Source organism: Asticcacaulis sp. AC402 (genome assembly GCF_000495835.1).
Lineage (GTDB): Bacteria > Pseudomonadota > Alphaproteobacteria > Caulobacterales > Caulobacteraceae > Asticcacaulis.
On sequence record NZ_AWGC01000020.1, the window covers coordinates 91951 to 117609 of the forward strand.

The window sequence follows — 25659 nt, forward strand, 5'->3', positions numbered from 1 at the left end:
CTACGCTTTGTGGGAGAGGAGTCTTGGTTTGGACAGTATAAAAAGGCTTGTGGTGTTCTATTCGCGGTCGGGGACGACACGCAGTATGGCACAGGCCCTGGCTGCGGCGCTGGGCTGCGACCTTGAGGAAATCACGGAGCGTAATCCCCGGACTGGCTTCCTGGGTTACATGCGTTCGGTTTTGGAAGCCTTGCTGAAACGCCCCGGTTCCATCGCTGCTCCGCAGCGCGACGTTGCCGCTTACGACCTCGTCATCGTCGGCACACCGGTATGGTGTTCGTCGCTCAGTTCTCCGGTACGCGCTTATCTAAAGAGGACGGCACCTAAACTCCCGGACGTCGCATTCTTCTGCTGCCTGGGCGGCATGGGGAGTGAAAATACGTTTGCCCAGATGACTGCCGTTACTGGCAAGACGCCGCGCGACTGTTGGGCGATCACGCAAGGTGAAGTACACGCCCGAACCCATCTGGATCCCCTTGCCAGGTTCGTCAAGGCCTTAACCGTCGCTGGGATCGGCGCTCGAACTCCGAACGTCTCTTCCGCGCTCCCCGCGGGACAGACACCACCATGACCGTCACGCCGACAACCCTCATCCTATCCGACGGCAAAGACATGTCGGGTGGCGCGGCGCCGCAGACCGGCCAATCGATCCCCGCCGTTCTCACATTCTTCGTCCTGACCTTCGTTTGGACATGGGGTCTTTGGGGGACCGTCGCTTTAATCCGGGCGCAAGCGCCGGGCCTCGCCAATGCGCTGTTTCCAGCATCGGCTTTCGGCCCTGGGCTTGCCGCTGTAGCCGTCGTTCTCCGCTTCGAAGGCGTAGCTGGTTTGCGCCGGAGGCTCGTGCAATGTCTGCGTTGGCGCGTCGGATGGCGCTGGTACGCGCTCGCTTTCCTTGCGCCGACGCTCATCCTGCTGGCGTCGCTCGGAATTCATGTCGCGCTTGGCGGCACGGTCCCTGACTCACCCTATGCGGACCGGGTCCTGATCGGCATCGCGCAGTTCGCCGTGATCGCGATCCTTGGCGGCCCCATGGGCGAAGAATTTGGCTGGCGCGGCTATGCTCTGCCTGCGCTGACGGCGCGCATCGGCTGGCGCGGCGCAGGCATTGTTATCGGCATCGGCTGGTCGCTTTGGCATTTGCCCTTGCTGTTCATGGCTGACACGGTACAGGCCGACCTGCCGGTAGCGCTCTTTTTGATCAGCACTGTGGGCTTGTCGGTCGTTATGGCGCGCCTTGGGGTTCACACCGGCTTTAGTGTGCTGCCGGCGCTGTTGCTCCACAGCGTGATCAATTGGTGGTCCATGATCGTGCCGATCACGGCAGATGGGCAAGCCTATGCCGTGGTCGCAGTTATCGCCACTGTGGCTTCGCTGGTTGCCTTCCTGGCGCCCGGGCCAAAGCCTAGAGCGGGATGAGTTTTGATGGAATCAAAACCCCGCTCTGAGTTTTGTTTTGTCGCGCGGTTTATCCGAAAACGGGAGCGCCCGTGCGGTGGCGTCTACTCTACCGGATTGCGCTCTGATGGTCGCGTCGTGGCAAGGGCGACGGAGGCCAACGACAAGCCGCCGTCATTTTGACGTTCGCAAAGGCCCCCTTAAAGTCAAGGCAAACATAAACCTGACGAACCCGCCCTTTGCGCGCCTTGTAACGACATTGTATTCCACCTGGGGGCCGATCGTGGGCGTCATCACTCAGTTGAAGATGTCGGGCAACAGCCAGGCTTTCCGTCTTTTACAGGCGCTCACGGCCGGGCCGGGAAATGCGCGTCGAGAAAGGCGAGCATAAGGTTCCAGTCCTGGGTCGTTACGCCATGGGTGCCGGCGCGCATAAAGAAGGCGACGCGGCGTGTAGCGTCGAAAGCGGTGAGGGCTGTTTGATCGAAAGGTTTGAAGCCATACAGTTCATAGACTGGTGAAGCTCCCTGCGCAGCACGAAACGACCCCGGCGGGTCCGACCATTTGTCGCGATCACCGGTGCCGATCAGGACGGGCTTGGGGGCATTGAGGGCGATCAGCTGATGCTGATCGACCGGTATGGCCGCCTCATTGCCTGCAAACCTGGCATAGGCCGGAGTGAACCAATAGCCATAGCTGTCCGTGATCTGTTTTACGCTTTCGCCCAGATGGCTGCGGGTCAGGGTAGTGCCACCCTTGCCGGATTGATGGGCAATGACGCCTGAAATCTCGGGATAGACTGCGCCCGCCAAAAGGGCGGCCTTGCCGTTGCGCGAATGGCCCCAGGCGATCACTGGCACGCCTTCGAGCCCCGGTTCCTGGCCCAGGGCGCGGCCGGTTTGGGCGTAGAGCCATGCCCAGGCCGCCAGAGCGCCGCCAGGACGCGAGGACGTCTTGTAATCGCGACCATAAAGGCGCTCCAGCGCAGGCCCGGAGGTGGCAGCCTCATCGGGGACCAGATCGGGCGCATAGACAATAGCAATGGCGTAGCCGCGTGCGGTGACCAGGGCATAGGGTGGTGCGCTGGGGTATTTTCCGAGAATGATGTGGCTAAGGGCCGACATCGGACCTTTGCAGAATTTCGGCGCGGCCGCTAACGACTGGACGGCCGGGTTGCGGTAATGGCCCGCGGCCGCATTGCCGCAAAAGGTTTGCATGACGATCAACCCGCGCAGCTTGACCTCAGGTGCGGGCCTGATCAGTAAGACATTTGCCTTGCCACGTGTGCCCTCGGAACCGAAGCCGAGGGTGAGCTGGTCGAGGCGGGTGGATGGCGCGAGCGGCTTGGCGAAGGACTCGCGCGCCAGAACAGTGGTCTCCATCTGCGGCGGCATATCGCCGTACAGATGGGTGGCAAAAGCGGTCTCAAGTTGTGGCCTGCGCCGTTCCCAGTCGGCAACGGACGTCACCCGTGGGTCCGCGCCAAAGGCGTCGAGAACGGGCGGCGAGGCGACGGGTTGACCGATTTCGTCGTCGACCTTCGGAAAAATCTGTGCGTAGCCGACGCGCAAGCCCACGGCCGCGCCGACCACGATCACCAGACTTAGCCATCGCAGGATTTTCCAGAGAAGACGCGCGCCGCCCGGGCGGTTTGAATTTTTATTGTCAACCATTTGTAACCTGTGGGCGGGTTGCGACGACTTATACGCTGAGAGGCGGATACAATCGGGTCAAACTGTTACAAACCTATGACACGAGATTACCGCCGCCGCACCCTTAATCCTGCTCAATGGAGATAAACATGTTTAAAGCGCTTGGCCTCGGGGTCGCCCTGGCTGTCATCGGCAGTGTGGCGGTTCCTTCGGTGGCACTGGCCGCCAAACCGGAAGTTTACACCGACGCGTTTTCAAAGGTCGCCCTGCAAGGCTATGACCCCGTCGCCTATTTCACGCAGGGGCGTCCCGTCAAGGGCTCCGCGGCCTATGTGGTGACGTACAAGGGGGCTCAGTTTCAGTTCGCCTCGGCAGAAAACGAGGCGAAGTTCAGCGCCCGGCCGGAGGCTTATGCCCCCAAATACGGTGGCTATTGCGCCTGGGCCGCGGCGCAGGGTTACACTGCCAGGGGTGATGCCCGTTACTGGAAAATCGTTAACGGCCGACTCTATCTGAATTACGATGCCGGCGTCCAGCGCAAGTGGGAAGCCGATATCAGCGGTTTCATTGCCAAGGCCGACAACAACTGGCCGGGCATCTTGTCGAAGTAAGCGCGTCACCATTCACATTACGCAGGGAGGCTTGTTATGGCCCGATTTCTCAACCTATTGCCGCACGGCATGGCCATTTTCATGGCCCTTGTCTTCATTGATAGTCTGCGCTTCAAGTTTTTGAACCTGCCGCAAACGCAGGTCATTTTCGGCAAGCTGGACGCCTGGGCAGCCAGCCTTGGCGCAGCCGGTCTGTTTGGGCAGACGGGCCTGTTTTCGCAATATGTCATCGGCTCGATCGAGCTGTTGGCGGCGGCCTTGTTGCTGATTGGCATTCTGCCCCGGTTTCGTCACCTTCAGGCGGGCGGGGCCCTGGCGGGCATGCTCGTCATGTCCGGGGCCATTGCTTTTCACCTGTTTACGCCCCTGGGGACCGACCCCAACAACGACGGCGGCGGCCTGTTCATAGCGGCTTGTCTAAACTGGCTTTTTGCGGTTTCCTTACTTTTTGCGTTTCGCCGAAATGACCTGATTGCACTTCTGACCCGTATAGGCTCTATATTCCGCCCAACCTCTGCCTGACAACGCCTGCCCCAGACGTACTGTACCCGGATTTTCGCACCCATGGCCCTGACCAAGACGATCAAGTCACCGCCTGACGCGGAAGCAGATACCCCGGTTACAGATCCCCCGGTAGCTTCCGGGCGCGTCAGCCCCTTGTGGGTCGACGATATGGTGTTCACCGGGCGGACGGTGCGCATAAAGACCACGGGGGCGGTGCTGCGTATCGATGCAGGTCTGCTCTGGGATGTCATGCGTTGGGCCTCCTTGTATGTGCCGGTGCGACTTAAGGGCTGGGTTCAGGCCCTGGTTATGCCGGGGCCCAAGGTCGCGTTCTTGCCGTCGCCGCCGCGCCCCTGGTATCTGTTGTGGTCGGTGGCTGTCTGGAGTGGGGTGCGGTTTGTCAAAGACGTACGCCACGCAGACGCCGTCATTCGTTTTGAGGACAAGACCTGGATCGAGGCGGCGCCAGGTGACGTCATCAACGGTCAGTGTACCGACGTCTCCAAGTCTCAGGTCGCAAAGGTCTTTGAGCGGATTTTTGGCTATCCCCTGGCCCTCGATCCGGCAAAACATCAGGGACCGGCGGTTGAAAAGGGTGAAGAGAACGGCGCCCACGACGGCCGCATCGTCGAGTGTCCGACGCCGAAGCTGGACCAGCGCACCTATCAGCGCTTGATCGACAATATTGAGGACGGCCTGTCCACCGATCTGCGCACCCCCTTCGTCGGGTTTCGACCCGTCGTTGTCTATATCAAGCAACGTCCCAGGGATATTCGATTTGCCAATTCCAACAGCCGGGTGCGCCTGACGATGCCGCAGGCCGTTTTCACAAGCGATGAGATTGAAAAACTAGCGGCCTTTGCGCGCGCCATGAAGCTCGATTGGGGCGGGATGGATGTTCTGCGCGACGGCGCCGACGGGCGACTTTATGTCGTCGACGTCAATAAGACAGATATGGGGCCACCGCTTGCCCTGCCATGGCTGGACAAGGTGCGGTCGCTGCAGGCATTGTCGCGTGCCTTGAAGACTTTGTTGAAGGAGCGTTCATGATCCCGTTTGTCCGTGACTTCGCGTTTGACTACGCGATGCCGAAAAGGGTCTCGCCGATGATCCGTCGGATCGTGGCGCGCAACCCTGGGCCCTTCACGTTCACGGGAACGGGTACCTACATCATCGGATCGGATAAGCCCGGCGCCCGCGTCTGCGTTATCGATCCAGGACCGGAGCTTGATGAGCATCTGGAGGCCGTGCTGGCCGCGGTCGAAGGGCAGGTGGTGAGCCATATTTTCATCACCCACGCCCATATGGACCATTCGCCCCTGGCAAATCAGCTGGCGGAACGGACCGGCGCGCGAATCTACGCTGGCGCCGAACCCTGCCTGCCGTCGGATGGCGAGGTGCGTCTGGAGGCTGGCGATGATCTCAGTTTTCGACCGGATGCGGCACTTTGCGACGGGGACATCTTCAGCGGAGACGGCTGGACGATTGAGGCGATGGCGACACCTGGCCATACCACCAGTCACTATGCCTATGTTTTGTCAGAGGAAGCGGCGCTGTTTCCCGGCGACTGTGTCATGGGCTGGTCAACGACGGTCATCAGCCCGCCGGACGGTGACATGGGGCACTACATGCAAAGTCTCGAGCGAATCCGCGACCGTGGCTTTGACGCCTATTGGCCAACCCACGGCCCGCCCGTGACAGACACCGCACCGTTTATAGACGCCTATATCGCCCATCGCCGCAAACGCGAAGCCCAGATTGTATACGCGCTGTCTGAGCGTGGGCCATCAACCATACGCGATCTCGTACCCGTGCTTTATGCCGACATCGATCGCCGGTTGTTTCCGGCGGCGGCCCATTCGATGCTGGCGCACTGCATCGACCTGGTAAAGCGCGGGGACATTCGCTGCGACGGCGAGCCGTCGATTATCTCTGTGTACGAATGTGTGCGTGTTGAGATAGCATGAGTGACGCCCAGCTTGGCTGGCAGGCGCGCGGCCTTATGCAAGGCTTCCCGCCGCCGCCTGAGGCGCGCATTACGCGCGATAACTGGAACCGGTTTCCGCAGTCGATCTGGTCATTTCAGCATGCCAGCCGCCTGTTTCGCAGCCGGCGAATTGCCCGGGCGCAAAAACCCCGTCCCATGCTGGTCAATCCGGTCGATTTCAACGCCGTGCGCGTGCCTGATGGCAAGGGCGCATCGCTCGACTGGAATGCGTTTTTAACGGCAACTCATACCGATGCCCTGGTGGTTCTGAAGGACGGTGTGCTGGTCTGTGAGCACTATGGGCGCGATATGACGGCGCAATCGCCCCATATGGTGTTTTCGATTACGAAATCTCTGACGGGTTTGATTGCGCAAAGCCTGGCGGGTGAAGGACGTCTCAATCTGGACTCCACTGTGGCGGCCTATGTCCCGGAATTGGGCGAAAGCGCTTTTGGCGAGGTTGCCCTGCGCGATGTCATGGATATGCTGGATGGCGTGGCGTTTGATGAGACCTATGCCAATCCGCACGCCGATATTCACCGGTATTCCGCGGCCTACTGGGGACCCAGAAGTGGCCATCCGCCGATTTCGGGGGTCTACGAAGCCTTGACGGGGTTCAAGACGCGTATGGCCCCGCCGGGGGCCGTCTTTCGCTACAAGACTCCTTCGGCCGATGTGGTGGGCTGGGCCCTTCAAAAGGCCACAGGGGAGTCGCTGGGCGACCTTGTTGAAAACAGGATATGGCAGGTGATCGGGGCGCAAGACGATGCCTATATGATCGTCGATCCTTCCGGGCAGGAGATCGCGGCCACGGGCTTCAACGCCACGGCGCGCGACCTGGCGCGGCTGGGGCAGGCGTTGTTGGACGGGGGACGCGTCGGCGGGCAGCAGGTTTTTTCTGAAGCAACCCTTGCCTCTATTCTTCAGGGCGGCGACCGTGCCCTTTTTGCGCGTGCCGGCTATGCTTCGCGATCCGGCTGGTCCTATCGCAGTCACTGGTGGCACACCCACGCGGCAGGCGGGGCCTATTGCGCCCTGGGCGTTTACGGCCAGAGACTTTATGTCGATCCCGGTAATTGCATGGTGATCGTGAAACTGGGTTCGGCCCCCGAAGCCGACAACACCCTGACCGATCATCTGCATCAAGCGGCGTTTGAAGCCATCGTCGCCAGGGTGCGATAGGTGAGGCCGGGCACGGCAAGCCCCGGGTGTGGACGCGGTGCCTGTTCCAATACGCTAGAGCGCAATCCGATAAAGTGGACGCCACTTTTCGGAAAAATTGCTCGAAAAAACAAAAACTTAGAGCGGGATTTTGATTCCGTCAAAACTCATCCCGCTCTAGACCTGGCTTTATGCTGTCGGGTTCAAGCGGTGAGGAAACCCCGACGTCTGGCGCAGGGCTTCTCCCAGACCCATGGCAGCGGCGGCTATGACATTGATCGACCGTGCGCGCGCCGAAATGGGGATGAACAGGCGGTGGTCGGCGTGGGCATGAACCTCGTCCGGGACGCCGGCACTTTCTCGCCCCATCAGCAGAACGTCCTGCGGCAAAAACGCAAAATCGCAATAGGGCGAGGCCGCCCGGGTCGTGAACAGGATCAGACGCGCCGCCGGATTGGCCCGGATAGAGGTCAGGAAATCACCCCATCCGGCGTGGTGCGACACTATGGCGCAGCCGCCGTAATCCATCGCTGCACGTCGAATCGCCTTGTCATTCAAGGGAAAGCCGCACGGCTCGATAATGTCCAGCCCAACCTCCAGCGCGGCCGTCAGACGGATGGCGGCGCCGAGATTCTGAGGGATATCCGGCTGGTATAGGGCCAGGCGCATGAAAACGGACTCGCGGCGAGAGCGGTGGGGCAGGGGGACATCGGGCACGACGGCATTATTGTCAAGAAAATGGCCTGCAAAGCGTTTTGGTGGTTTGAATCCGCGGCGCAATTGTGGTTATAGACGCTTTCGGAGTTCATGGGCGGACTGGCTGGCCCTGAGTCTGATTACTTTGTTAAAGGAATCAGTCATGAGTGCCGAGACGTTTTGCGCGGGCGCGGTGTTGCCGCCTGTCCGCTGCGGTATTGAAGAGGTGGCAAGGTGAGCGAACCTGGAAATGACGGCGATAAAGATCCTAATCGCCGTGACTTTATCTACATAGCCGCCGGAGCCGGCGCAGTCGGTGCGCTTGCGGCGATTGCGGTGCCGCTGATCGGCCAGATGAACCCGGCGGCGGATACCCTGGCGCTCGCCTCGATCGAATACGACGTCAGTAAGGTGTCCGAAGGCCAGCAGGTCGTGGTCAAATGGCGCGGCAAGCCTTTGTTCGTCCGTCACCGCACGGCCAAGGAAATCCAGGAAGCCCAATCGGCCGACGTGTCTGGCATGAAGGACCCGCAACCCGACTCCGACCGTGTCAAGGCCGGCAAGGAACAGTATCTGGTTCTGGTCGGTGTCTGTACGCACCTGGGCTGCGTTCCAAACATGTCCGGCAGTGAGTATGGCGGCTGGTTCTGCCCCTGTCACGGGTCGGACTACGATACCTCCGGGCGGATCCGCAAGGGACCGGCGCCGACGAACCTTGAAGTTCCGGAATACGCCTTCCTCTCCGACACCAAGATCAAGGTGGGCTAAGCATGAGCGACCATCCTTCTACCTATACCCCCAAGACCGGCATCGAAAAATGGCTGGACGCCCGCCTGCCGATCCTGCGCCTTGCCCATGACAGTTTCGTCGATTATCCGACCCCGAAGAACCTGAATTACTGGTGGACCTTCGGCGGCATACTGTCGCTGTGCCTTGGGATCCAGATCATCACCGGCGTCGTCCTGGCCATGCACTATGTGCCGCATATCGACCACGCCTTCGACAGCCTGGAGCGCATTCGCCGCGACGTTAATGGGGGCTGGCTGATCCAGTTCGTCCATTCCAATGGCGCGTCGATGTTCTTCTTCGCCGTCTACATCCACATGTTCCGCGGTCTTTACTACGGCTCCTACAAGGCCCCGCGCGAAGTCCTCTGGCTGTTGGGCTGTATCATCTATTTCCTGATGATCGCCACCGCCTTTATGGGGTACGTCCTGCCTTGGGGTCAGATGTCCTATTACGGTGCGGTCGTGATTACCAACCTGATCGGCGCCATCCCCATCGTCGGTCCGTCGATCCTGACCTGGCTGCAAGGCGGCTTCTCGGTCGACCAGGCAACGCTGAACCGCTTCTTCTCGCTGCACTACCTGTTGCCGTTCGTCATAGCCGGCGTCGTCGTTCTGCACGTTTGGGCGTTGCACGTCTGCGGCCAGAACAACCCGACCGGCGTCGAGGTCAAGTCCAAGGAAGATACGGTTCCGTTCACGCCCTACGCCACGGTCAAAGATGGCGTCGCCATGATCCTGTTCCTGATGCTGTTCGCGGTCTTCGTCTTCTTCTTGCCGAACGCGCTGGGCCACGTCGACAACTACGTTAAGGCCAACCCGTTGCAAACTCCGGCGCACATCGTGCCCGAATGGTATATGCTGCCCTTCTATGCCATCCTGCGCGCCATTCCGGACAAGTTGATCGGCGTTATCGCGATGTTCGCTGCCATCGCCGTCATCTTTGCTCTGCCGTGGCTGGATACGTCCAAGGTCAGGTCGATGCGCTACCGTCCGGTCATGCGCTGGTTCTTCGTCCTGTTCGTCATCACCTGCTGCCTTCTGGGCTGGTGCGGCGGGCAACTGCCGGAGGACATGGTGTTCTCGCTGGGCAAGGACACGGCCGGTCACGCCATTGGCCTCAAGGTCGTGCACCTGTCTCAGATACTGACTGCCTATTACTTCGCCTTCTTCCTGATTATCATGCCATGGATCGGCCTGAAGGAAGAACCTCTGCCGGTGCCGGCTTCGATTTCCGAAGCCGTCCTGCTCAATCACACCAAACACTCGTGAGGGATTGGGTTACATGTCTCCCTTTATGACGAAATCCCTCAAGCTTCTCGGCGGCCTGGCCGTTGCGGCCACGCTTGGCCTGGGTATGCCCGCTCTGGCAGCCGGTGGTCACGCCAAGAAATTGCAGGAAGCAGAGTTCAGCTTTGAAGGCCCGTTCGGCACGTTCGATCAGGCTGAGTTGCAACGCGGATACAAGGTCTACCGCGAGGTCTGCGCCAGCTGCCACGCCATGAACCTGATGTCGTTTCGTAACCTCGGCCAGAAGGGCGGGCCGTTTTATGACGAGCGCTATTCGAACCCGAATGACAACCCGGTCGTCAAGCAGATTGCTTCGGAGTTCGAGGTTGCTGAAATCGATCCGGAGTCCGGCGATGAGGTGATGCGCAAGGCGACGACCTCGGACCGTTTCCCGAGCCCCTTCAGGAACGATGAAGCGGCCAAGGCCAGCAATGGTGGCGCCCTGCCACCCGACCTGTCGGTCATGGCCAAGGCGCGCCATGATGGCGCGAACTATATCTATTCGCTGCTGCAAGGCTATGATCCGGAGCCGCACGGCTTAACGGTTGCGCCGGGCCAGCACTACAACGTCTACTTCCCTGGTGATCTGACGTCGGCCTGGACAGGCGACCACGACAAGGTGCCGGCCGGTGGCGTGCTCGCTATGGCTGCACCGCTGTCTGACGGCCGGGTGACCTTCGACGACGGCACGCCGTCCACTCTGAAGAACCAGTCCAGGGCCGTCGCGGCGTTTATCGCCTGGACCTCTGAGCCGCACGCCATCGAACGCAAACAGACCGGCGTTGCCGTGCTGCTGTATCTCCTGATCTTCTTCGGAATAACCTACTTAGCCTACCGCCAGGTCTGGCGCGGCAAACACTGAGGGCGGGAACGCCCTGACGGGCTGCAAATGCCCGTCTTGCTGCGATACGGTGCTCACGTACTGAAGTACGCTCCGCTCCGTGTCTCGCAAGCCAGACATTTTCGCCGCATCATGCCGCTCCCGCGAGCGGTGGAACGAAGTAAAGCCCGCCGGATATTCCGGCGGGTTCTTTCAACTATTATTCTGACCTCAGCGGCGAACCCGGCTTAACCGGTTTGGTCAGGTCCGCTGTCCGGATTCTGACAATCGGGCTCAGGATATGGAATATCTGCCCCGATATAGGGAATTTCAGCCATCCAGAACTTGCGGATGCTTTCCCAAAACAGGCCGCTGAGCGGTTGAAGGTAAGGAAGATAGGCGGGACCAAGTTCGTCTTCGAACTGGATCGATTCCAGCAGACCAATGACAGCGATTCAGAAAAATACTGCTCCGTGCTTCCAACCAGGGTTTCAATCACGGCTGCCAGGGCGGACAGGTTTGCAGCGGGGCGGGGTGAATCCCATCCCGCCAGATGGCGGACGAAGTCACCGGCAATCAAGTCATGAAATTCCCGGTCTTCGTCGTCGAGTTCGTCATACAGGGCCTGGAAGGACGGACAGGTCGCGATCAATGCCGGCCAGATCTCGTCCTTCGTCATGCCTATAACCTAAACATTAAATCGGAAATTCAGGATATCGCCGTCCTTGACGACATATTCCTTGCCCTCCTGGCGGAATTTTCCGTGCTCGCGGGCACCGGCTTCGCCGTTGAACTTGACATAGTCGTCATAGGCCATGGTTTCGGCGCGGATGAAGCCTTTTTCGAAGTCCGAGTGGATGACGCCGGCAGCTTGCGGCGCGGTGCAGCCCACGGGGATCGTCCAGGCGTGGGCTTCCTTGGGGCCGACCGTGAAATAGGATTGCAGGCCCAGGAGTTTGTAGGCCTCGCGGATCAAACGGTTAAGGCCCGGTTCTTCCAGTTCCAGAGTCTCCAGGAACTCGGCGCGCTCCGCCGGATCCAGCATGGCGATCTCCGACTCAATTTGGGCCGAGATAACGACGCTGTTGGCATGGTCGATCTTGGCGCGCGCGGTGACGGCCTGCGACAGGTCGTTACCTGTGCCGGCCGAGCCTTCTTCGACATTACAAACGTAAAGGGCTGGCTTGCTGGTCAGCAGTTGCAACATGTTCCACGCCTTGGTGTCTTCCTTGCTGATCTTGCCTTTTTCATACGCGCCGCGCGCCGGCCGGCCGGCGCGCAGTTCTTCCAGGGCGGCGTTGATCAGTTCAACCGTCAGGGCCGCTTCCTTGTCGCCGCCGGTCTTGGCGCGCTTTTCCAACTGCGGCAGGCGCTTTTCCAGCGATTCCAGATCAGCCAGCATCAGTTCCGTATCGATGATCTCTAGATCCGAGATCGGATCGATACGGCCTTCGACGTGGGTGATGTCGGTGTCGACAAAACAGCGAGCGACAAAGGCGATGGCGTCGCAGTCGCGGATATTGGCCAGGAACTGGTTGCCCAGGCCTTCGCCCTTCGAAGCGCCGCGCACCAGGCCGGCGACATCGACGAAGTTGATGCGGGCGGGAATGATTTCCTTTGAACCTGCGATCCTGGCCAGGACGTCCAGGCGCGGTTCCGGCACAGCCACGTCCCCGACATTAGGTTCGATGGTGCAGAACGGGTAGTTGGCGGCCTGGGCAGCGGCAGTCTGGGTCAGGGCGTTAAACAGGGTGGACTTGCCGACATTGGGCAGGCCGACAATAGCGACTTTCAGGGCCATAAGAACTTACTTTTCAGGAATGAATCTAGGCTCCCGCTACCATGAAGGTTGCGGCAATACCAGTTCTTCTTAAATTTCTGTGGACCCGAAGGGCTGACTAGAGTACCATACAGTATGGTATGTTTATAGGACAGTTCAGGGGGCTGCAATGAAGACGAAGTTCAATCTGTTATGGGGTGCTGCGGCGTTGATGATGGCAGCGATAACCGGGCTACATGTCGTTGCCGGCGGGCAGGACTATGTACCACCGCTGCTGACTCAGAAGGCACTCAATGCCAATGAAACCGGCATCTATTACTATGTCTGGCACATGGCGACCCTGACCATGGGCACCATCGCGCTTGTGTTTTTCGGCGCCGCCGTGCGGGCCAACTGGCGTGGGCCGGCATTTCTGGTCAATGGTCTGGTCCTGGCTTTTGCCGGTCTCAGCGTTGCGGTTGGAATTGGGTTTTCGCAGTTCCCATGGGCCTTGCCGCAATGGACGCTGTTTCTCGCTGTCGGATTGACGGGTATGGCTGCCAGTATCTTGCCAGGCACATCTCGCCAAGCGCGTTTGGACAGGCACGGTGGCTGACCGAGGGCCCGACCTGTGGCTCGCCGCCGGCAGAACGCTGGTTGTAGCCGGCATTGACATCACCCTGGAAGCCCTGTGCGCCGAGACCGGGAAGACGCGCGGCTCCTTCTATCACCACTTTACGTCGGTTCAGCACTATCGAGACAAGCTGCTGGAAAACTGGCGGCGCAAGGCGACACTGGACATCATTACGGCCGTAGAGCAACACGGTCGTCATCGTGCCGAGGCTCTCAACAGGATGGCGACGCGTGAAGATCACCGTTTCGAACGCGCCCTGCGCGGTCTCGCCATCCGCCACGCCGATGTCGCCACGATCGTCGAGGACGTCGATAGCCGGCGCGAAGACTACATCGCGCGATTGGCGCGTGAGGACCTGCAACTGGAACCCGCCGCCGCAGAGGCGGTCGCCCGTCTTGGTATCGCGCTGTTCATAGCGGGACAGCTAAGGGCGCCGGATAATCTGCAAGCCTTCAACGCCGGGGCAGAGGCCTGGCTGATGGCGGCCGTCACCTCCGTACCGGACTAGAGCGTAATCCGATAAAGTGTGACGCACTTTTCGGATAAATTGCGCGACAAAACAAAAAACTTAGAGCGGGGTTTTGATTTCATCAAAACGCATACCGCACTAGATCGCATTTTGATCCGGTAGAGTCGGTCCAGGATGCGCTCTAAACTTTCGTGTTGGCGCGCATCTTGGTCCGAAAACGGGAACGCCCGTGCGGTGGCGTCCACTTTATCGGATTGCGCTAACCCGCGGTGAGGATTTCAGCTGCAGTTGCGGCACCATCTTCCAGAGAGACCGTGCGGGCGGCGTCAATGGCAAGTCTGGCCGCACTTGGGTCGGCCAGGAGACGTTTCAGGTGCGCCACGGCGGCACCGGTCTTCCAGTGATCATAGTTTAGCACGCCAGCCGCCCCCAGCTTCTTGAGGCGGCGCGCATTGTCGAACTGATCGCCGAACACCGGCGTGACCAGTTGCGGCCGGCCGGCGCGCAACGCCTGGGCGGTGCTGCCGATGCCTGCGTGATGGATAATCGCCCGGGCGCGGGGAAACAACAGGGAATGGGGGGCGTAGGTAACGACGCAGATATCGGGTCCGAAGTCTTCTCTGAGCAGGGGACTGTCGCCACCGGCCAGGATAACGGCGCGCAGGTTCAGGGTCTTGGCGGCGACGATGGCGTCGCGGTAAAAGTCTTCCCCGCCATAGACCACGGCGGTGCCGAGGCTGAACACCAGGGGGGCTGCGCCGTCATCGAGAAACGCCGCCAACCGCGGTTCGAGCCGCGGTGTTTCCCCCGTTTCGCTGTCGTAAAATGCAAAGCCAACGATCCTGGTATTTGGCGGGAAATCAGGTTGATAGTCGCCCAGCAAGGGAGAATAGAGCGCCAGAGTCTGGTGGTCTGACACAATGCCGCCAAGTCCGATATCGGCCTTCACTCCATGGTGTTTATAGACCCGACGGACCTCGGCCTGAGTGGCCGCCATCATGCGTTCACCAGTTTTTATGATCAGCCGGTTAAAGGCGGCGCCCAACTGCGTCCGGGGCGCAAAGATGAAGGGCGCCTTCCTGACCTTGGGCGGATCGTAGCTCGACATGAGCACTGTGGGCTGCAGGGCGACCGTGGTGAAGGGTTTGTGGTGGAGCCGGGCGGCAATGTGGGCGCCGTAGGCAAACGACGAACCCAGCACCTGGTCGCAGCCGGCGATGACCGATGAGATTTCGCCGATCGACGATTCGAGATAGGGTGCGATCAAACGCTTGATCATAAAGCCATGGTCGGTCGACAGGCCCTTGATGATTTCGGCAGGGGGCAGGCGCAGGTCCCTGACATAGGTTTCGCGACTGGCGCCGTAGTCGGTGAATGTGATGCCGGCGGCTTCAACCTTGGCGCGGTAGTCGGGGTGGGAGGCCAGGACGACCTCGCAACCGCGCGCTCGAAACGCCTGGCCCAGGGCGATGAACGGATGCAGATCGCCCCACGACCCATAGGTGGCCAAGACGATTTTCTGTGGCCGGCCTTGTCGCATGCTGAACCTGCTGGCATCCCTCTGGCCGGAGACTCCCACGCAAATGCGGTCGTTATGCGGCGCAGCAAAGTCGGTTTGCGTTAGTTTGCGCCGTCCTGTTTCGCTTGCGTGTTCAACTGCCGCGTATCGAGCTTGGGTGCGGGCGCCAGGCGCATGACCTCGGTTGTGTAGCGCTCGGCGGCATCGGGCAGGCCGGTAAACAGTAAAGGCAGGGCGCGGGCGCAGGCGTCGGTCAGGGTATTTACCCAGATTTGATCGGCCTTGCCGAAATCGCCCAGTACCCAGTCATGGACCATTTCCCTGACACCGGGATGGCCGATGCCCAAACGTCCGCGCATGAAGTTTGGCCCGATATGGCCCATGATGGAGCGCAAGCCATTATGGCCGGCATGGCCGCCGCCCAGTTTCATCCGCAGCCGACCGGGTGCCAGGTCCAGTTCGTCATGGAAGACGATGACGTGTTCGGGCTTGATCTTGTAGAACTGCATCGCCTTGCTGACGCTGTTGCCCGACAGGTTCATAAAGGTCTGGGGTTTTAGCACCAGCACCTTGTCCGGTCCCTTGAGCGTCTCGATCTTGCCCTCGGCGGCGAAACCGTCGAACTGCTTCTTTTCTGGTCCGAAACCGGGCGCGCGGATGAGTTCATCGGTGACCATGAAACCGATATTGTGCCGGTTCCTGGCATACTGCGCGCCGGGATTGCCCAGGCCGACGATAAGGTACACGGGAAAACTCCTGCTTTTTCAAACTCCCGTTAGCAGAAAGTGGCCGCGGTTACAAAGCCTGCAGCAAAGCGCGTTTACACGGATTCAGATCGAAAAACGCGCGTAGCCTGTAAAGGTAAAATCTGGAGCGGTTTGTGCCTTGCCAAACGCTTCCATCTGAATACAACCCGCCCTAATCCACCCAGTCTTTTTTCAGCCGTTTCGAAGCCAGGAACAGCAGGAGCGCCGCCACGAGATAGAAGCCCAGCCCGATCACGAATGCCCACTTGATCGAGTCCGCGCCATACTGGGGCTTGAGCAGGTCCGAGACCTGGCCGAAGAAGTATGGCCCGAGGCCCAGCCCGATCAGGTTGTTGATCAGCAGGAACAGCGCCGACATCTGGCTGCGTGACCGCGCCGGCCCCAGATGCTGAACTGCCGTCAGGATAGGGCCAAGCCATACCAGGCCCAGCGCCTGAGCCGCCATGAAAAGCACGAAGGTCACCTCAGGTGCATTGGCCAGGGTGCCGAAGGCATAAAGCGGCGCCGACAGGATAAAGGCGCCGGCGGGGATCAGGGGATAGGCCGACTTCGACGCCTGGCCGAGCTTGTCGGCCAGGACCCCGCCCAGAAACATGCCGGTGACGCCGCCGAAAAACAAGATAGCGGCCAGGTAATAGGAGGTCTGTGCAAGATCGAAGCCGAGCGACCGCGTCAGGAACGACGGCAGCCAGGCCATCAACCCATAGCCAACCAGAGACGAACAGCCCGAACCGAACGACAACAGCCAGAACGACGGTTTGGCGAAAGCGATTTGCGCCACCGCCCAGGTTGACGGTGCCTTTTCGGCGCTGACGGGGCGGGGCGGGTCCTTGACCAGCAGCTTGAACACCGGTGCGAGCAGAACGCCGACAACTCCGATGATGATAAAGGCATAGCGCCAGTCGATCGTGCTGGCGACCAGGCCGCCGAACAGGACACCGGCAGCGGCGCCGACCGGAATTCCGAAGGAGTAGATGGCGAGCGCCCGGGCGCGCGATTTGGCGGGAAACAGGTCCGAGATAAGCGAATAGGCCGGGGCGACGCCGCCGGCTTCACCGACGCCGACCCCCATGCGGGCAATGAAAAGTTGCGAATAGCTGGTTGCCAGGCCGCAGAAAGCGGTGAAGGTCGACCAGATGGCGAGCGCCCCGGTCATAATCCACACGCGTGAAAATCGGTCGGCCAGCCACGCCGCCGGAATGGCCAGGATAGAATAGACCGAACCGAAGGCCAGGCCGAGCAACCAGCCCAGTTGCGCGTCGGTAATGTCGAACTCGGCCTTGATGGGGACGGCCAGGATGCTGATGATCTGGCGATCGAGAAAGTTAAGGATATAGACCAGGATCAGCAGGATAAGGATAAAGTGCCGGCCGGGAACGCCGGTTTGGGGTGTGGGATTGGCTTCGGACATCGGTTATCCTTCAACGAAAGTATAGCTCCCGGCCGCCTCGCGCTTGGCAGGGGCGCCTGGTCCGGCGATTTACCACTAGAGCGAGATGGCTTTAGGTAGAATCACCATCTCGCTCTAAGTTTTTGTTTTGTCGCGCAATTTTCCCAGAAAAGGGGTGCCCGTGCGTTGGCGCCCACCTTAGCGGATTGCGCTTTAAAAACTTACAAAAACGGCGGCTCACCAAGGGATGAGCCGCCGAAGTTGTCAAGGTCTTGCCATTAGTACTTGTATTCAAGCGAGACCATGAAGGTCTTCGGTGGGCCGTAGAAGGCCGTGACCGAATTGCCGAGGATCACGCTCTGGCCCTGGGCTGTGCCCCAAGGGAAGTTGTAGCCGCCGATGCGGTAACGCTCGTCGCTCAGGTTGCGGCCATAGGCACCGACCTTCCACTTGCCGTCAGGGGCGGTCCAGGACGCACCCAGATCGTAGAGCCAGAAGGCAGGTTGGTCGAGCGCGGCCGAGGCGAATTCGAACATCTGCATATCGGAGCGGTAGCTGGCCTGTGGTGCGATGACCACCTGGCCGCCGGCGAGGGAGGTGCGCCAGGTCAGGCCGAAGCTGTTGGTCCATTTCGGCGTGTTCTGGAAGCTGGCCAGACCGGCCAGGTTCTCGACCTGGCCGTTGGCCGGGTTGCGGCTGAGATATTCGTCATACTGGGCATCGATATAGCCCAGCGTGATGTTGGCGTTCAGGGCCGGAGTGATCCGCCACGTGCCTTCGAATTCGGCACCGTTGATGGTGGCTGCGCCGGCATTGTCGACCAGCGAGGCGATGGCGGCGCCGACCGGGACCTGACGGGTGATCTGGACATCGGTGTATTTCGAATTAAATACCGCCGCTGCGAACGTCAGACTGTTGTCGAACAGGCTGCCCTTCAGACCGGCTTCTGTGGTCGCGACCAGTTCGGGCTGATAACCGTTGACGGTCTGCGGCGTCAGGAAGGCGTCACCGCGCATGTCGAACCCGCCTGACTTGAAGCCTTCCGAATAGGAGACATACCCGGTCAGATCGCGGCTCAGTATGTAGGACAAGGATATCCGCGGCGTGAACTTCGAGAAGGTTGCCTGATTGGTATAGTTGGTACGCAGCAGGGTGAAGGTCGTCTGGCTGCCGCCGAAGACCGGCGAAGGCGCCCCGGCATAGTTGGCGCGGAAGACGGTGCCGCGCTTGTTGTCCTCGGTCCAGCGCCCGCCGACCGACATCGACAGAACGTCGTTGATCTTATAGCTGCTGTCCAGATAGGCGGCGATCGAGTTGGTCCGAACCTTGCCCTGGGTCAGGGTGGTGGCGACACCGCCCAGGACCTGGGTGTCGAACGCGCCTTCGGCTGAACTGTTGAGATAGAAGAGCCCGCCAACCGTGCTCCAGCGCGCGCCGGTGTAGGTGAATTGCAGTTCCTGCGTCGCCTGAGCGTCGGCGTAATAGGCGGGCACGTCCAGGGCCTTGAATGGCGTACCATCGAAATCGATGACCGTGTCGCTACGTCCCTTGCGCACGGCGGTGATGGATTTCAGCGTGACATTATCGCTGGTTTTCCAGGTCAGGGTCGCCGAGGCGCCGTCAGTGGTCACCTTCTGCGGGCCGGTCAGGCCGGCATAGGTGTCGTAGACGTCTTTCGTGGGTTGGCCGATATAGGCGTCGGCGCCTGTAAAGATAGGCGTGCCAGTGGAACTGAGCGCGACGACTTCGCGGTGGCCGTGGCGCGGCGCGGAATTGTCCGTGTAATTGTCGTAGTTAAGGCGGGCCGAGAAATCCTCGCTCGGATGCCAGTCGGCGCTGAGCCGATAGGCCGTGACATCCTTGTTGTAATGGTCTTCGCCGGTCGTCAGATTCTCACCGTAACCGTCGCGCTTCTGGGCCGTGGCCGCGGCGCCGACCGTCAGGGTCTCGCCCAACGGCAGGGCGCCGGAGACGATCAGATCGGTCTGATTATAGCTGCCGAGATTGACCTTGGCATTGAAAGCCGCGTCGCGTCCGAGAGGCTTGGTCACATACTTGACCGCGCCGCCGATGGTGTTGCGGCCGTACAGCGTGCCCTGCGGACCGCGCAGCACTTCGATGCGCTGGACATCATAAATGTCGAGCACGGCGCCTTGCGGGCGGGCGATATAGACGTCGTCGACATACAGGCCGACGCCCGGCTCAAAGCCCCACAACGGGTCCTGCTGGCCGACGCCGCGGATGAAGGCGATCAGGGTCGAGTTGGATCCGCGGGCGACCTGAAGCGTCAGGTTCGGGGTCTGCTGTTGCAGGGCGGTGATGTCGGGGGCGCCCGTCCGGCCCAGCTTCTCGGCCGAGAAGGACGAGACGGCGACGGGCACCGACTTCAGGGTTTCATCGCGGCGGCGAGCGGTAACGACCACAACGGTGGAGTCGTCATCGGCTGCAACCTGTTGGGCGGTGTCTTGGGCAAAGGCAGGGGCGCAAAGGCCCAAAGCCGCGACGGAAATTGCCGCACTGCTGATCAGCGCGCGCTTGAAGGCGGATTTCATGTATAAAACACTCCCTGGAGTGAAGGTGACCGTTATTGTTATTGGCGTTACGGCGGCAACGATGTCGGAAGCTTAACGGCGTGTAAAGAGAAAAAATCAACGGTCATTGAATTTTTATACAGTTGTTGAATTTCTGGTGATTTTGCGCCACAGACAGCGTTATCTGCGCGGCTCACAAGGATGTGTTGATTTCCGGTAAGTCTTTATTTTATTTAGTATTTGTTCTGGAAGGTGAGACTTTCAATCTTTTGCAAAGATTTGCAGCGCCGGCGCCGCTTCCCGGCGAAGCACAAATCAAATCGACACCCTCTTCTTCTTTCCGCTGGTCGGGGACCTCCCGGTACGTCGAGGCCGCAACCGACGACACCTTGCACGCCCGATACACTCCGGCCATAATTCGGATACAGACGGCGTCCATGGTGGTGCGGTCGGAGGTTCTGTCCATGCTCGCGTCCCGTATCGCCCTTGCCCTCAGCTTGATGCTGGCCGTCCCATGTCTGGCTTTTGCCCAGAGTGGAACTCAGAACAGCGACGAACTCGTCTCCGCCAATGCCCGCGCCAGGCTGCCGACCCAGGCCGAACTGGCCGCCTCTGCCGGCACCGAAACAGTTACAGCCAAACCGATCACCACAGACGAACAGATCATCGCCTGGCTGAACCACGCACCCAGAACCGCATATGAAGATCGCGCCAATGCCCTGTGGCCCGACCGCGACGCCGAAGGCAAACGCAAGGTCCATGGCGGGGCAGGGGTCAGTATCGGCACCGGCGGCTACCGCAGTGGCTACGTCTATACCCTGATCCCGATCGGCGACGACGGCACGCTGGGCCTGTCGTACAGCCAGACAGACTACGGCAAGAACGCGGGGTGGGGCTATGAGGGTTACGATGGCTATCCCGGCTATGGCGACCCCGGTCAGTACGGCCATGGTTATGGCCGGCGCGGTGGTACCTCGCAGTCGTTCGGCCTGTCGCTGGACTTATCCGGCTCGTCACGCGACGCCTCGGGCACGCCGGTGGGCTGCGCGCCGGGTTTCCGGGTCGGCGATCGCCACACTGAACCGCTGTGGGTGCAGGACCTGCGTGGTAACCGCAGTTGTCTTGACGCCAGCGAGCCCTGAGCGCGGCTGTCGCGCGCCATGTGGCTAGAAACGCCCGGTATGTGACGAGCCTGGATCTTCCCGATCGTATAGAGCGTGCCAGCCGTCTGGAGTCGGGTGTCATACCAACCCGCGAAAATCTTGACTCATCGTGGGTTGGCAAGCGCGCCAGTGTACGTTTCTTGGGCGCCCGAGCTTTTGCGAGGAGCCATGGGGGGCGCCTAGTCCGGCGCTTGAGCTGAAAAAAAAGGAATACCAAGCCTCATAAAGAATGAGGCTTGGTATGACACCCTTTCGCGATAGCGGGCCCTGTCAACATGACGAACGGCCGGCGGGTGATCCTACAGGCGGCAGAAGATGTTTTCGTCCTGGTTCGAACGCCGTTATCACGCGGTCGTGACTGTCTTCAGCACTTATTCAGCATAAATGTTTACTTGCTATCAGACTCCGACTGGGCAAGCTCCCTATGGGTCGAAATTTGCGGGGATATCATGGCCGACGAACATGCGGATGTCATTACGACGGGCGAGGCCGAAACAGCGCCTGCGCCCGAATCCAAGCCCACCCGCCGTAAGCGCGACAAACTGTTTGGCGGCTTAGGCGTGACGGCCTCGGCCGCCGTGTTGGCGGCGTGCGGCGGCAGCGACAGCGGCGGCTCAGGCGGCAACGGCATCAATAATGGTTATGGACAAGGCGGTGTCGAAGGCCCCGTCGGCCCGGTCCAACTTCCGACCGAGAACGAATCCGCCCGCTTCCTAAGCCACGCCACCTTCGGCCCGACCATGGCTGAGATCCGGTCGGTCCAGTCCCTGGGTTTCGACGCCTGGCTAAACCAGCAGTTTACCGCGCCGCGCCGCGATACCCACTTTGGCTATGTCACCCGCGGCGGCCCGCTGGGCTGTTCGACCTGCGACCGCATGTATGTCAACGCCTTCCTGGAAAGCCTGTGGCAACAGGTCGCCGAAGATGCCGACTCCTTGCGCCAGCGCATCGCCTTCACATTGACCGAACTTTTCGTCGTCTCGGAAGTCAACAGCCCGCTGGACGGCAATGCCCGTGCCCTGGCAGGCTATCTCGACATGCTGGCTGACCGCTGTTTCGGCAATTTCCGCGACCTCCTGGAAGGCGTCGCCCTGCACCCGGCCATGGGGCATTACCTGTCGCACCTCCGCAATGAAAAGGAAGATGCCGCTACCGGCCGCATCCCGGACGAGAACTTTGCCCGCGAAGTCATGCAGCTCTTCACCATCGGCCTGTGGGAACTGAACATCGACGGCACCCGGCGCAAGTCGACCCTGGGCAACGATATCCCGACCTATACCCAAAAGGACATCTCCGGCATGGCCAGGGTATTCACCGGCTGGAGTTGGGGCGGCCCGGACGACAGTACCAACCGCTGGTACGGCTGGCCGATCGATGAGGTCGATACCGTGCGCTGGGACATCCCCATGCGGCCGTATCAGCGCTTTGCCTCGACCAGCGAAAAACGCATCATCCGCAATGTCGTCATCCCCGCCGGCACCAACGCCACCGACACTGTCCGAATCGCCCTGGACACCCTGTTCAATCACCGCAATGTCGGGCCCTTCATCGGCAAGCAACTGATCCAGCGCCTGGTCACCTCCAACCCGTCGCCGGAATATGTCAGCCGCGTCGCCGAGAAGTTCAACAACAACGGCTCCGGCGTGCGCGGCGACATGCGCGCGGTGATCCGCGCCATACTGACCGACATGGACGCGACCAGCGAGGCCTCGATGTTGTCGGACCGCGGTGGCAAGATCCGCGAGCCGATCATCCGCTTCGGAAGTTGGCTGCGCGCTTTCGGCGCCAAGTCGGCCACGGGCATCTATCCCATCTGGAACCTCGAGGATACGGTGTGGAGCATCGGCCAAAACCCGTTGCGGGCGCCGTCGGTGTTCAACTGGTTCCGGCCGGACTATGCCCCTCAGGGTGAGATCGCCGACGCCGGCCTGGTGGCGCCGGAATTCCAGATCGCCCACGAAACCACAGTCACCGGCTGGGCCAATTTCGCCTTTTCCACGGCCTTTTACGGCCATGGCTGGGATGAGAACCGCATCGCTGCCAGCTATGCGGAGGAACTGCCGCTGGCCGACGACCCGCCGCGCCTGGTCGACCGGGTCAACCTGCTGCTGACCGGACGCCAACTGGACCGCGAGTCGAAGGCCCTGATTCAGGGGGCGGTCGCTGACTTCCCGCTCGATGCCGAAAACGGCCGCTTCGTCCGCGTCGCCCTGTGCGTCGCCATGACGATGATTTCCCCGCAATTCCAGATGCAAAGGTAGGGCCATGAGCGACGACACGCACGATAAATCCGTGGCTGCCCCGGCGGTCAGCAAGGGGATCAACCGGCGCCTGGCGCTGCAGATGGCGGGGGCTGCCGGCGGTTCGGCATTCCTGACCCAGCTGGCGGCGGCCGGCGGTGCGGCGGCCCAGACCGCCGACGACTTCAAGGCCCTGGTCTGTGTGTTTCTGTACGGCGGCAATGATCAGTCGAACGTCATCATCCCGCACGACACGACGGCCTATGCCCGCTACCAACTGGCGCGGCCGACCCTGGCTATTCCGCGCGACGATCTGCTGACCATCAATCCAGTGTCTTATACCGGGCCGGCCCTGGGTCTGTCGCCACACCTGCGTGGCATCCGTGGCCTGTTCGGCCTGGGCAAGGCCGCCGTCGTCGCCAATGTCGGGACCCTGGCCTATCCGGTCACGCGGGCCCAGTACGAAGCCAACAGCCGCCCCTTGCCGTTTCAGCTGTTCTCGCACTCCGACCAGACAGGCCAGTGGCAGTCTGGCCTGCCGGACAAGGCGTCGCGCACCGGCTGGCTGGGTCGGATCGGCGACATGATGGCGCCGGGCTTCAACTCGCCCAATGCCATTTCGATCGCCATGTCGATCGCCGGCAATAATGCTATGCAAACCGGCGCCTCGACCATCCAGTACCAGATCACCCCCTGGGGGCCGATCCGTATTGATCCGATCAACAGCTGGGGACCCTTGTGGCAGGCGCCCCAGGCGACCGAAAACATCCGCTCCATGCTGCTGCGCCAGAACGGCCACATGATTTCGCGGGGCTTCTCGGCCATCTACAATCGCGCCGTCGAGTCGGAGCAGAAGCTGTCGCGGGCGCTGGAATCGGCACGGCCGCTGACGACCGTGTTCCCGAACAACTATCTGGGCGCCCAGGCCCGCATGGTAGCGCGCCTGATTTCCATCCAGCAGAAACTGGGTCAGCGCCGGCAAATCTATTTCATCGCCGCTGGTGGTTATGACTTCCACGACAACCTGCTGACAGAGCAGGGCGAGCGCCTGACCGAGCTGGATGGCGCCATCACGGCGCTGTACCAGGCGACGGTGGAGATGGGCGTCGCGCCGAACGTGACGACCTTTACGGCGTCGGACTTCGGGCGGGCCTTGCAGCACAACGGCCGCGGCAGCGACCACGGCTGGGGTGCGCACCACTTCGTCGTCGGCGGCGCGGTGCGTGGCCGGCGGATTGCCGGCACCATGCCGACGGTTGATCTGGATACGGACACGGATGCCGGGCAGGGGCGGTTGATCCCGACAACGTCGGTGGATCAGTATGCGGCGACCCTGGCGCGGTGGTTTGGCGTCCCGGCCAGCGACCTGGCGACCATCATGCCGAACCTGAGCCGGTTCTCGAACCAGAACCTGGGCTTCATGGAGTAGCGGGGGTAAATTTTACCTCTCCCGTAAACGGGGAGAGGGGATTCCGGCAGCGTTACACCCGCGACGGCAGTTTCCACGGAGCGCGGTAAACCGGCGTGACCAGATTGTTGGCTTCTGCCACATTGAAGCGGTTCTTGGCCGCGTCCCAGGTGATCTTGCTGCCCGTCCGATGCGCGATATTGCCCATCTGGCAGATGATCGCCGTATTGGCCGCTGCCTCGATGGTGCAGTTGGGTGTCTTCGACCGGTCCTTGATGCAGTCGATCAGATTGGCGGCGTGTTTGCTCAGACCCTTGTCGGACGCCGGCGTCATCGGCACGGCTTCCATCTTGAAGCCGTCGGCCTTCTTTTCCGGAATGACTTCCCAGTTGCCGCGATCGACCACCAGGGTGCCATTCTCGCCGATAAAGGCGACGGCGGTCTGGCGGCCATAGAGACCGTTGCCGATGGCCAGACTGTGTTCCCACTGGATGGAGAAATCACCATAGTCGAAGAAGGCGGTCTGGGTGTCGGGCGTTTCGGCGGCCGAGTTCGGGAAGGCGTACATGCCGCCCGCCGACATCACCGACCTGGGCGCTCCGGCCTTCATTCCGAGTATGGCCATGTCCATCAGATGGACGCCCCAGTCGGTCATGGTGCCGCCGCCGTACTCCCAGAACCAGCGGAAGGTATAGTGGAAACGGTTGGGATTGAACGGCCGCAAGGGCGCTGGCCCCAGCCACATGTCGTAATTGACCCCGGCCGGCACCGGAGCGTCGGGCTTGGCGGCCAGAAGCGGGGCATTGGGCAGATAGGCCCAGGCCTTGGCCATGCGCACCCGGCCCAGCTTGCCCGAATGGACAAAGGCGATGGCA

23 protein-coding genes and 1 pseudogene are annotated in these 25659 nt (G+C 61.0%); 15 read left to right on the forward strand and 9 right to left on the reverse strand.

The annotated features are described in order from the left end of the window. Positions 1 to 28: 28 nt before the first annotated feature. Positions 29 to 571: an NAD(P)H-dependent oxidoreductase gene (locus tag ABAC402_RS0120410; RefSeq protein ID WP_155847403.1), complete on the forward strand. Its 543-nt coding sequence runs from the start codon at positions 29 to 31 to the stop codon at positions 569 to 571. Next, positions 568 to 1419, forward strand: a complete 852-nt coding sequence (locus ABAC402_RS0120415; protein WP_023450102.1) for a type II CAAX endopeptidase family protein — start codon at positions 568 to 570, stop codon at positions 1417 to 1419. Before ABAC402_RS0120410 ends, ABAC402_RS0120415 begins: the two co-directional genes overlap by 4 nt. A 326-nt stretch (positions 1420 to 1745) precedes the next feature. On the opposite strand, the gene ABAC402_RS33005 is transcribed toward ABAC402_RS0120415, so the two are convergent. Continuing rightward, the gene (locus ABAC402_RS33005) at positions 1746 to 3071 is read right to left on the reverse strand and encodes a hypothetical protein (protein ID WP_023450103.1); all 1326 of its coding nucleotides are present in this window, start codon (positions 3069 to 3071) and stop codon (positions 1746 to 1748) included. A 128-nt stretch (positions 3072 to 3199) separates the two neighbouring features. On the opposite strand from ABAC402_RS33005, the gene ABAC402_RS33010 reads away from it, so the two are divergent. From ABAC402_RS33010 to ABAC402_RS33030, 5 genes are read left to right on the forward strand one after another with little or no spacing between them, the layout of a single operon-like run. Then, positions 3200 to 3661, forward strand: a complete 462-nt coding sequence (locus tag ABAC402_RS33010) for a YHS domain-containing (seleno)protein (protein WP_023450104.1) — start codon at positions 3200 to 3202, stop codon at positions 3659 to 3661. 36 nt (positions 3662 to 3697) lie between these two features. Further along, on the forward strand, positions 3698 to 4183 hold the full coding sequence (locus tag ABAC402_RS33015) for a hypothetical protein (protein ID WP_023450105.1): 486 nt from the start codon (positions 3698 to 3700) through the stop codon (positions 4181 to 4183). 42 nt (positions 4184 to 4225) lie between these two features. After that, positions 4226 to 5215, forward strand: a complete 990-nt coding sequence (locus tag ABAC402_RS33020; protein WP_023450106.1) for a hypothetical protein — start codon at positions 4226 to 4228, stop codon at positions 5213 to 5215. Next, a complete protein-coding gene (locus ABAC402_RS33025; RefSeq protein ID WP_023450107.1) occupies positions 5212 to 6132 on the forward strand; it encodes an MBL fold metallo-hydrolase in 921 nt (306 codons plus the stop codon). Before ABAC402_RS33020 ends, ABAC402_RS33025 begins: the two co-directional genes overlap by 4 nt. Continuing rightward, positions 6129 to 7334, forward strand: coding sequence for a serine hydrolase (locus ABAC402_RS33030; protein WP_023450108.1), 1206 nt, complete (start codon positions 6129 to 6131; stop codon positions 7332 to 7334). The genes ABAC402_RS33025 and ABAC402_RS33030 overlap by 4 nt, the downstream gene beginning before the upstream one ends. 168 nt (positions 7335 to 7502) lie before the next feature. On the opposite strand, the gene ABAC402_RS33035 is transcribed toward ABAC402_RS33030, so the two are convergent. After that, entirely contained in the window at positions 7503 to 7982 is a 480-nt protein-coding gene (locus ABAC402_RS33035) for a tRNA (cytidine(34)-2'-O)-methyltransferase (RefSeq protein ID WP_031235725.1), read from the reverse strand. 261 nt (positions 7983 to 8243) lie between these two features. Between ABAC402_RS33035 and petA the strand changes: the two genes are divergently transcribed. From petA to ABAC402_RS33050, 3 genes are read left to right on the forward strand one after another with little or no spacing between them, the layout of a single operon-like run. Further along, entirely contained in the window at positions 8244 to 8777 is a 534-nt protein-coding gene (petA, locus tag ABAC402_RS33040) for a ubiquinol-cytochrome c reductase iron-sulfur subunit (protein WP_023450110.1), read from the forward strand. Between the two features lie 2 nt (positions 8778 to 8779). After that, on the forward strand, positions 8780 to 10066 hold the full coding sequence (locus tag ABAC402_RS33045) for a cytochrome b N-terminal domain-containing protein (RefSeq protein ID WP_023450111.1): 1287 nt from the start codon (positions 8780 to 8782) through the stop codon (positions 10064 to 10066). A gap of 25 nt (positions 10067 to 10091) precedes the next feature. Then, positions 10092 to 10946, forward strand: coding sequence for a cytochrome c1 (locus tag ABAC402_RS33050; protein ID WP_023450112.1), 855 nt, complete (start codon positions 10092 to 10094; stop codon positions 10944 to 10946). Between the two features lie 178 nt (positions 10947 to 11124). Here the strand turns inward: ABAC402_RS33050 and ABAC402_RS33055 are convergent, their stop codons facing one another. Both ABAC402_RS33055 and ychF read right to left on the reverse strand, forming a co-directional pair. Continuing rightward, positions 11125 to 11583, reverse strand: a complete 459-nt coding sequence (locus ABAC402_RS33055; RefSeq protein ID WP_023450113.1) for a hypothetical protein — start codon at positions 11581 to 11583, stop codon at positions 11125 to 11127. A gap of 9 nt (positions 11584 to 11592) precedes the next feature. Further along, positions 11593 to 12705: a redox-regulated ATPase YchF gene (gene ychF / locus ABAC402_RS33060; RefSeq protein WP_023450114.1), complete on the reverse strand. Its 1113-nt coding sequence runs from the start codon at positions 12703 to 12705 to the stop codon at positions 11593 to 11595. A gap of 148 nt (positions 12706 to 12853) precedes the next feature. Here ychF and ABAC402_RS33065 point away from each other — a divergent pair, with 148 nt between their 5' ends. Both ABAC402_RS33065 and ABAC402_RS33070 read left to right on the forward strand, forming a co-directional pair. Next, positions 12854 to 13279, forward strand: a complete 426-nt coding sequence (locus ABAC402_RS33065; protein WP_023450115.1) for a hypothetical protein — start codon at positions 12854 to 12856, stop codon at positions 13277 to 13279. Continuing rightward, the gene (locus ABAC402_RS33070) at positions 13272 to 13805 is read left to right on the forward strand and encodes a hypothetical protein (protein WP_023450116.1); all 534 of its coding nucleotides are present in this window, start codon (positions 13272 to 13274) and stop codon (positions 13803 to 13805) included. Before ABAC402_RS33065 ends, ABAC402_RS33070 begins: the two co-directional genes overlap by 8 nt. A gap of 220 nt (positions 13806 to 14025) precedes the next feature. Here the strand turns inward: ABAC402_RS33070 and ABAC402_RS33075 are convergent, their stop codons facing one another. The 4 genes from ABAC402_RS33075 to ABAC402_RS33090 all read right to left on the reverse strand — a co-directional run bounded on the left by ABAC402_RS33075 (position 14026) and on the right by ABAC402_RS33090 (position 19994). Continuing rightward, complete coding sequence (locus tag ABAC402_RS33075) at positions 14026 to 15276, reverse strand: glycosyltransferase (RefSeq protein WP_023450117.1); 1251 nt, start codon at positions 15274 to 15276, stop codon at positions 14026 to 14028. Positions 15277 to 15386: 110 nt separating this feature from the next. Continuing rightward, positions 15387 to 16031, reverse strand: a complete 645-nt coding sequence (gene pth / locus ABAC402_RS33080; protein WP_023450118.1) for an aminoacyl-tRNA hydrolase — start codon at positions 16029 to 16031, stop codon at positions 15387 to 15389. 172 nt (positions 16032 to 16203) lie between these two features. After that, the gene (locus ABAC402_RS33085) at positions 16204 to 17463 is read right to left on the reverse strand and encodes an MFS transporter (protein WP_023450119.1); all 1260 of its coding nucleotides are present in this window, start codon (positions 17461 to 17463) and stop codon (positions 16204 to 16206) included. Positions 17464 to 17720: 257 nt separating this feature from the next. Continuing rightward, positions 17721 to 19994 carry a TonB-dependent receptor gene (locus ABAC402_RS33090; protein ID WP_023450120.1) on the reverse strand — a complete coding sequence of 758 codons (2274 nt, stop codon included), beginning with the start codon at positions 19992 to 19994 and terminating at the stop codon, positions 17721 to 17723. 443 nt (positions 19995 to 20437) lie between these two features. On the opposite strand from ABAC402_RS33090, the gene ABAC402_RS33095 reads away from it, so the two are divergent. The 3 genes from ABAC402_RS33095 (at position 20438) to ABAC402_RS33105 (ending at position 24805) form a co-directional block, all read left to right on the forward strand. Further along, positions 20438 to 21115, forward strand: coding sequence for a hypothetical protein (locus ABAC402_RS33095; RefSeq protein ID WP_031235728.1), 678 nt, complete (start codon positions 20438 to 20440; stop codon positions 21113 to 21115). A gap of 470 nt (positions 21116 to 21585) precedes the next feature. Then, positions 21586 to 23397 carry a DUF1800 family protein gene (locus ABAC402_RS33100; protein WP_023450122.1) on the forward strand — a complete coding sequence of 604 codons (1812 nt, stop codon included), beginning with the start codon at positions 21586 to 21588 and terminating at the stop codon, positions 23395 to 23397. 4 nt (positions 23398 to 23401) lie between these two features. Continuing rightward, positions 23402 to 24805: a DUF1501 domain-containing protein gene (locus ABAC402_RS33105; RefSeq protein WP_023450123.1), complete on the forward strand. Its 1404-nt coding sequence runs from the start codon at positions 23402 to 23404 to the stop codon at positions 24803 to 24805. 52 nt (positions 24806 to 24857) lie between these two features. Here ABAC402_RS33105 and ABAC402_RS33110 read toward each other — a convergent pair. After that, positions 24858 to 25659 (reverse strand): annotated as a pseudogene (locus ABAC402_RS33110) (gfo/Idh/MocA family oxidoreductase); the annotation flags it as partial.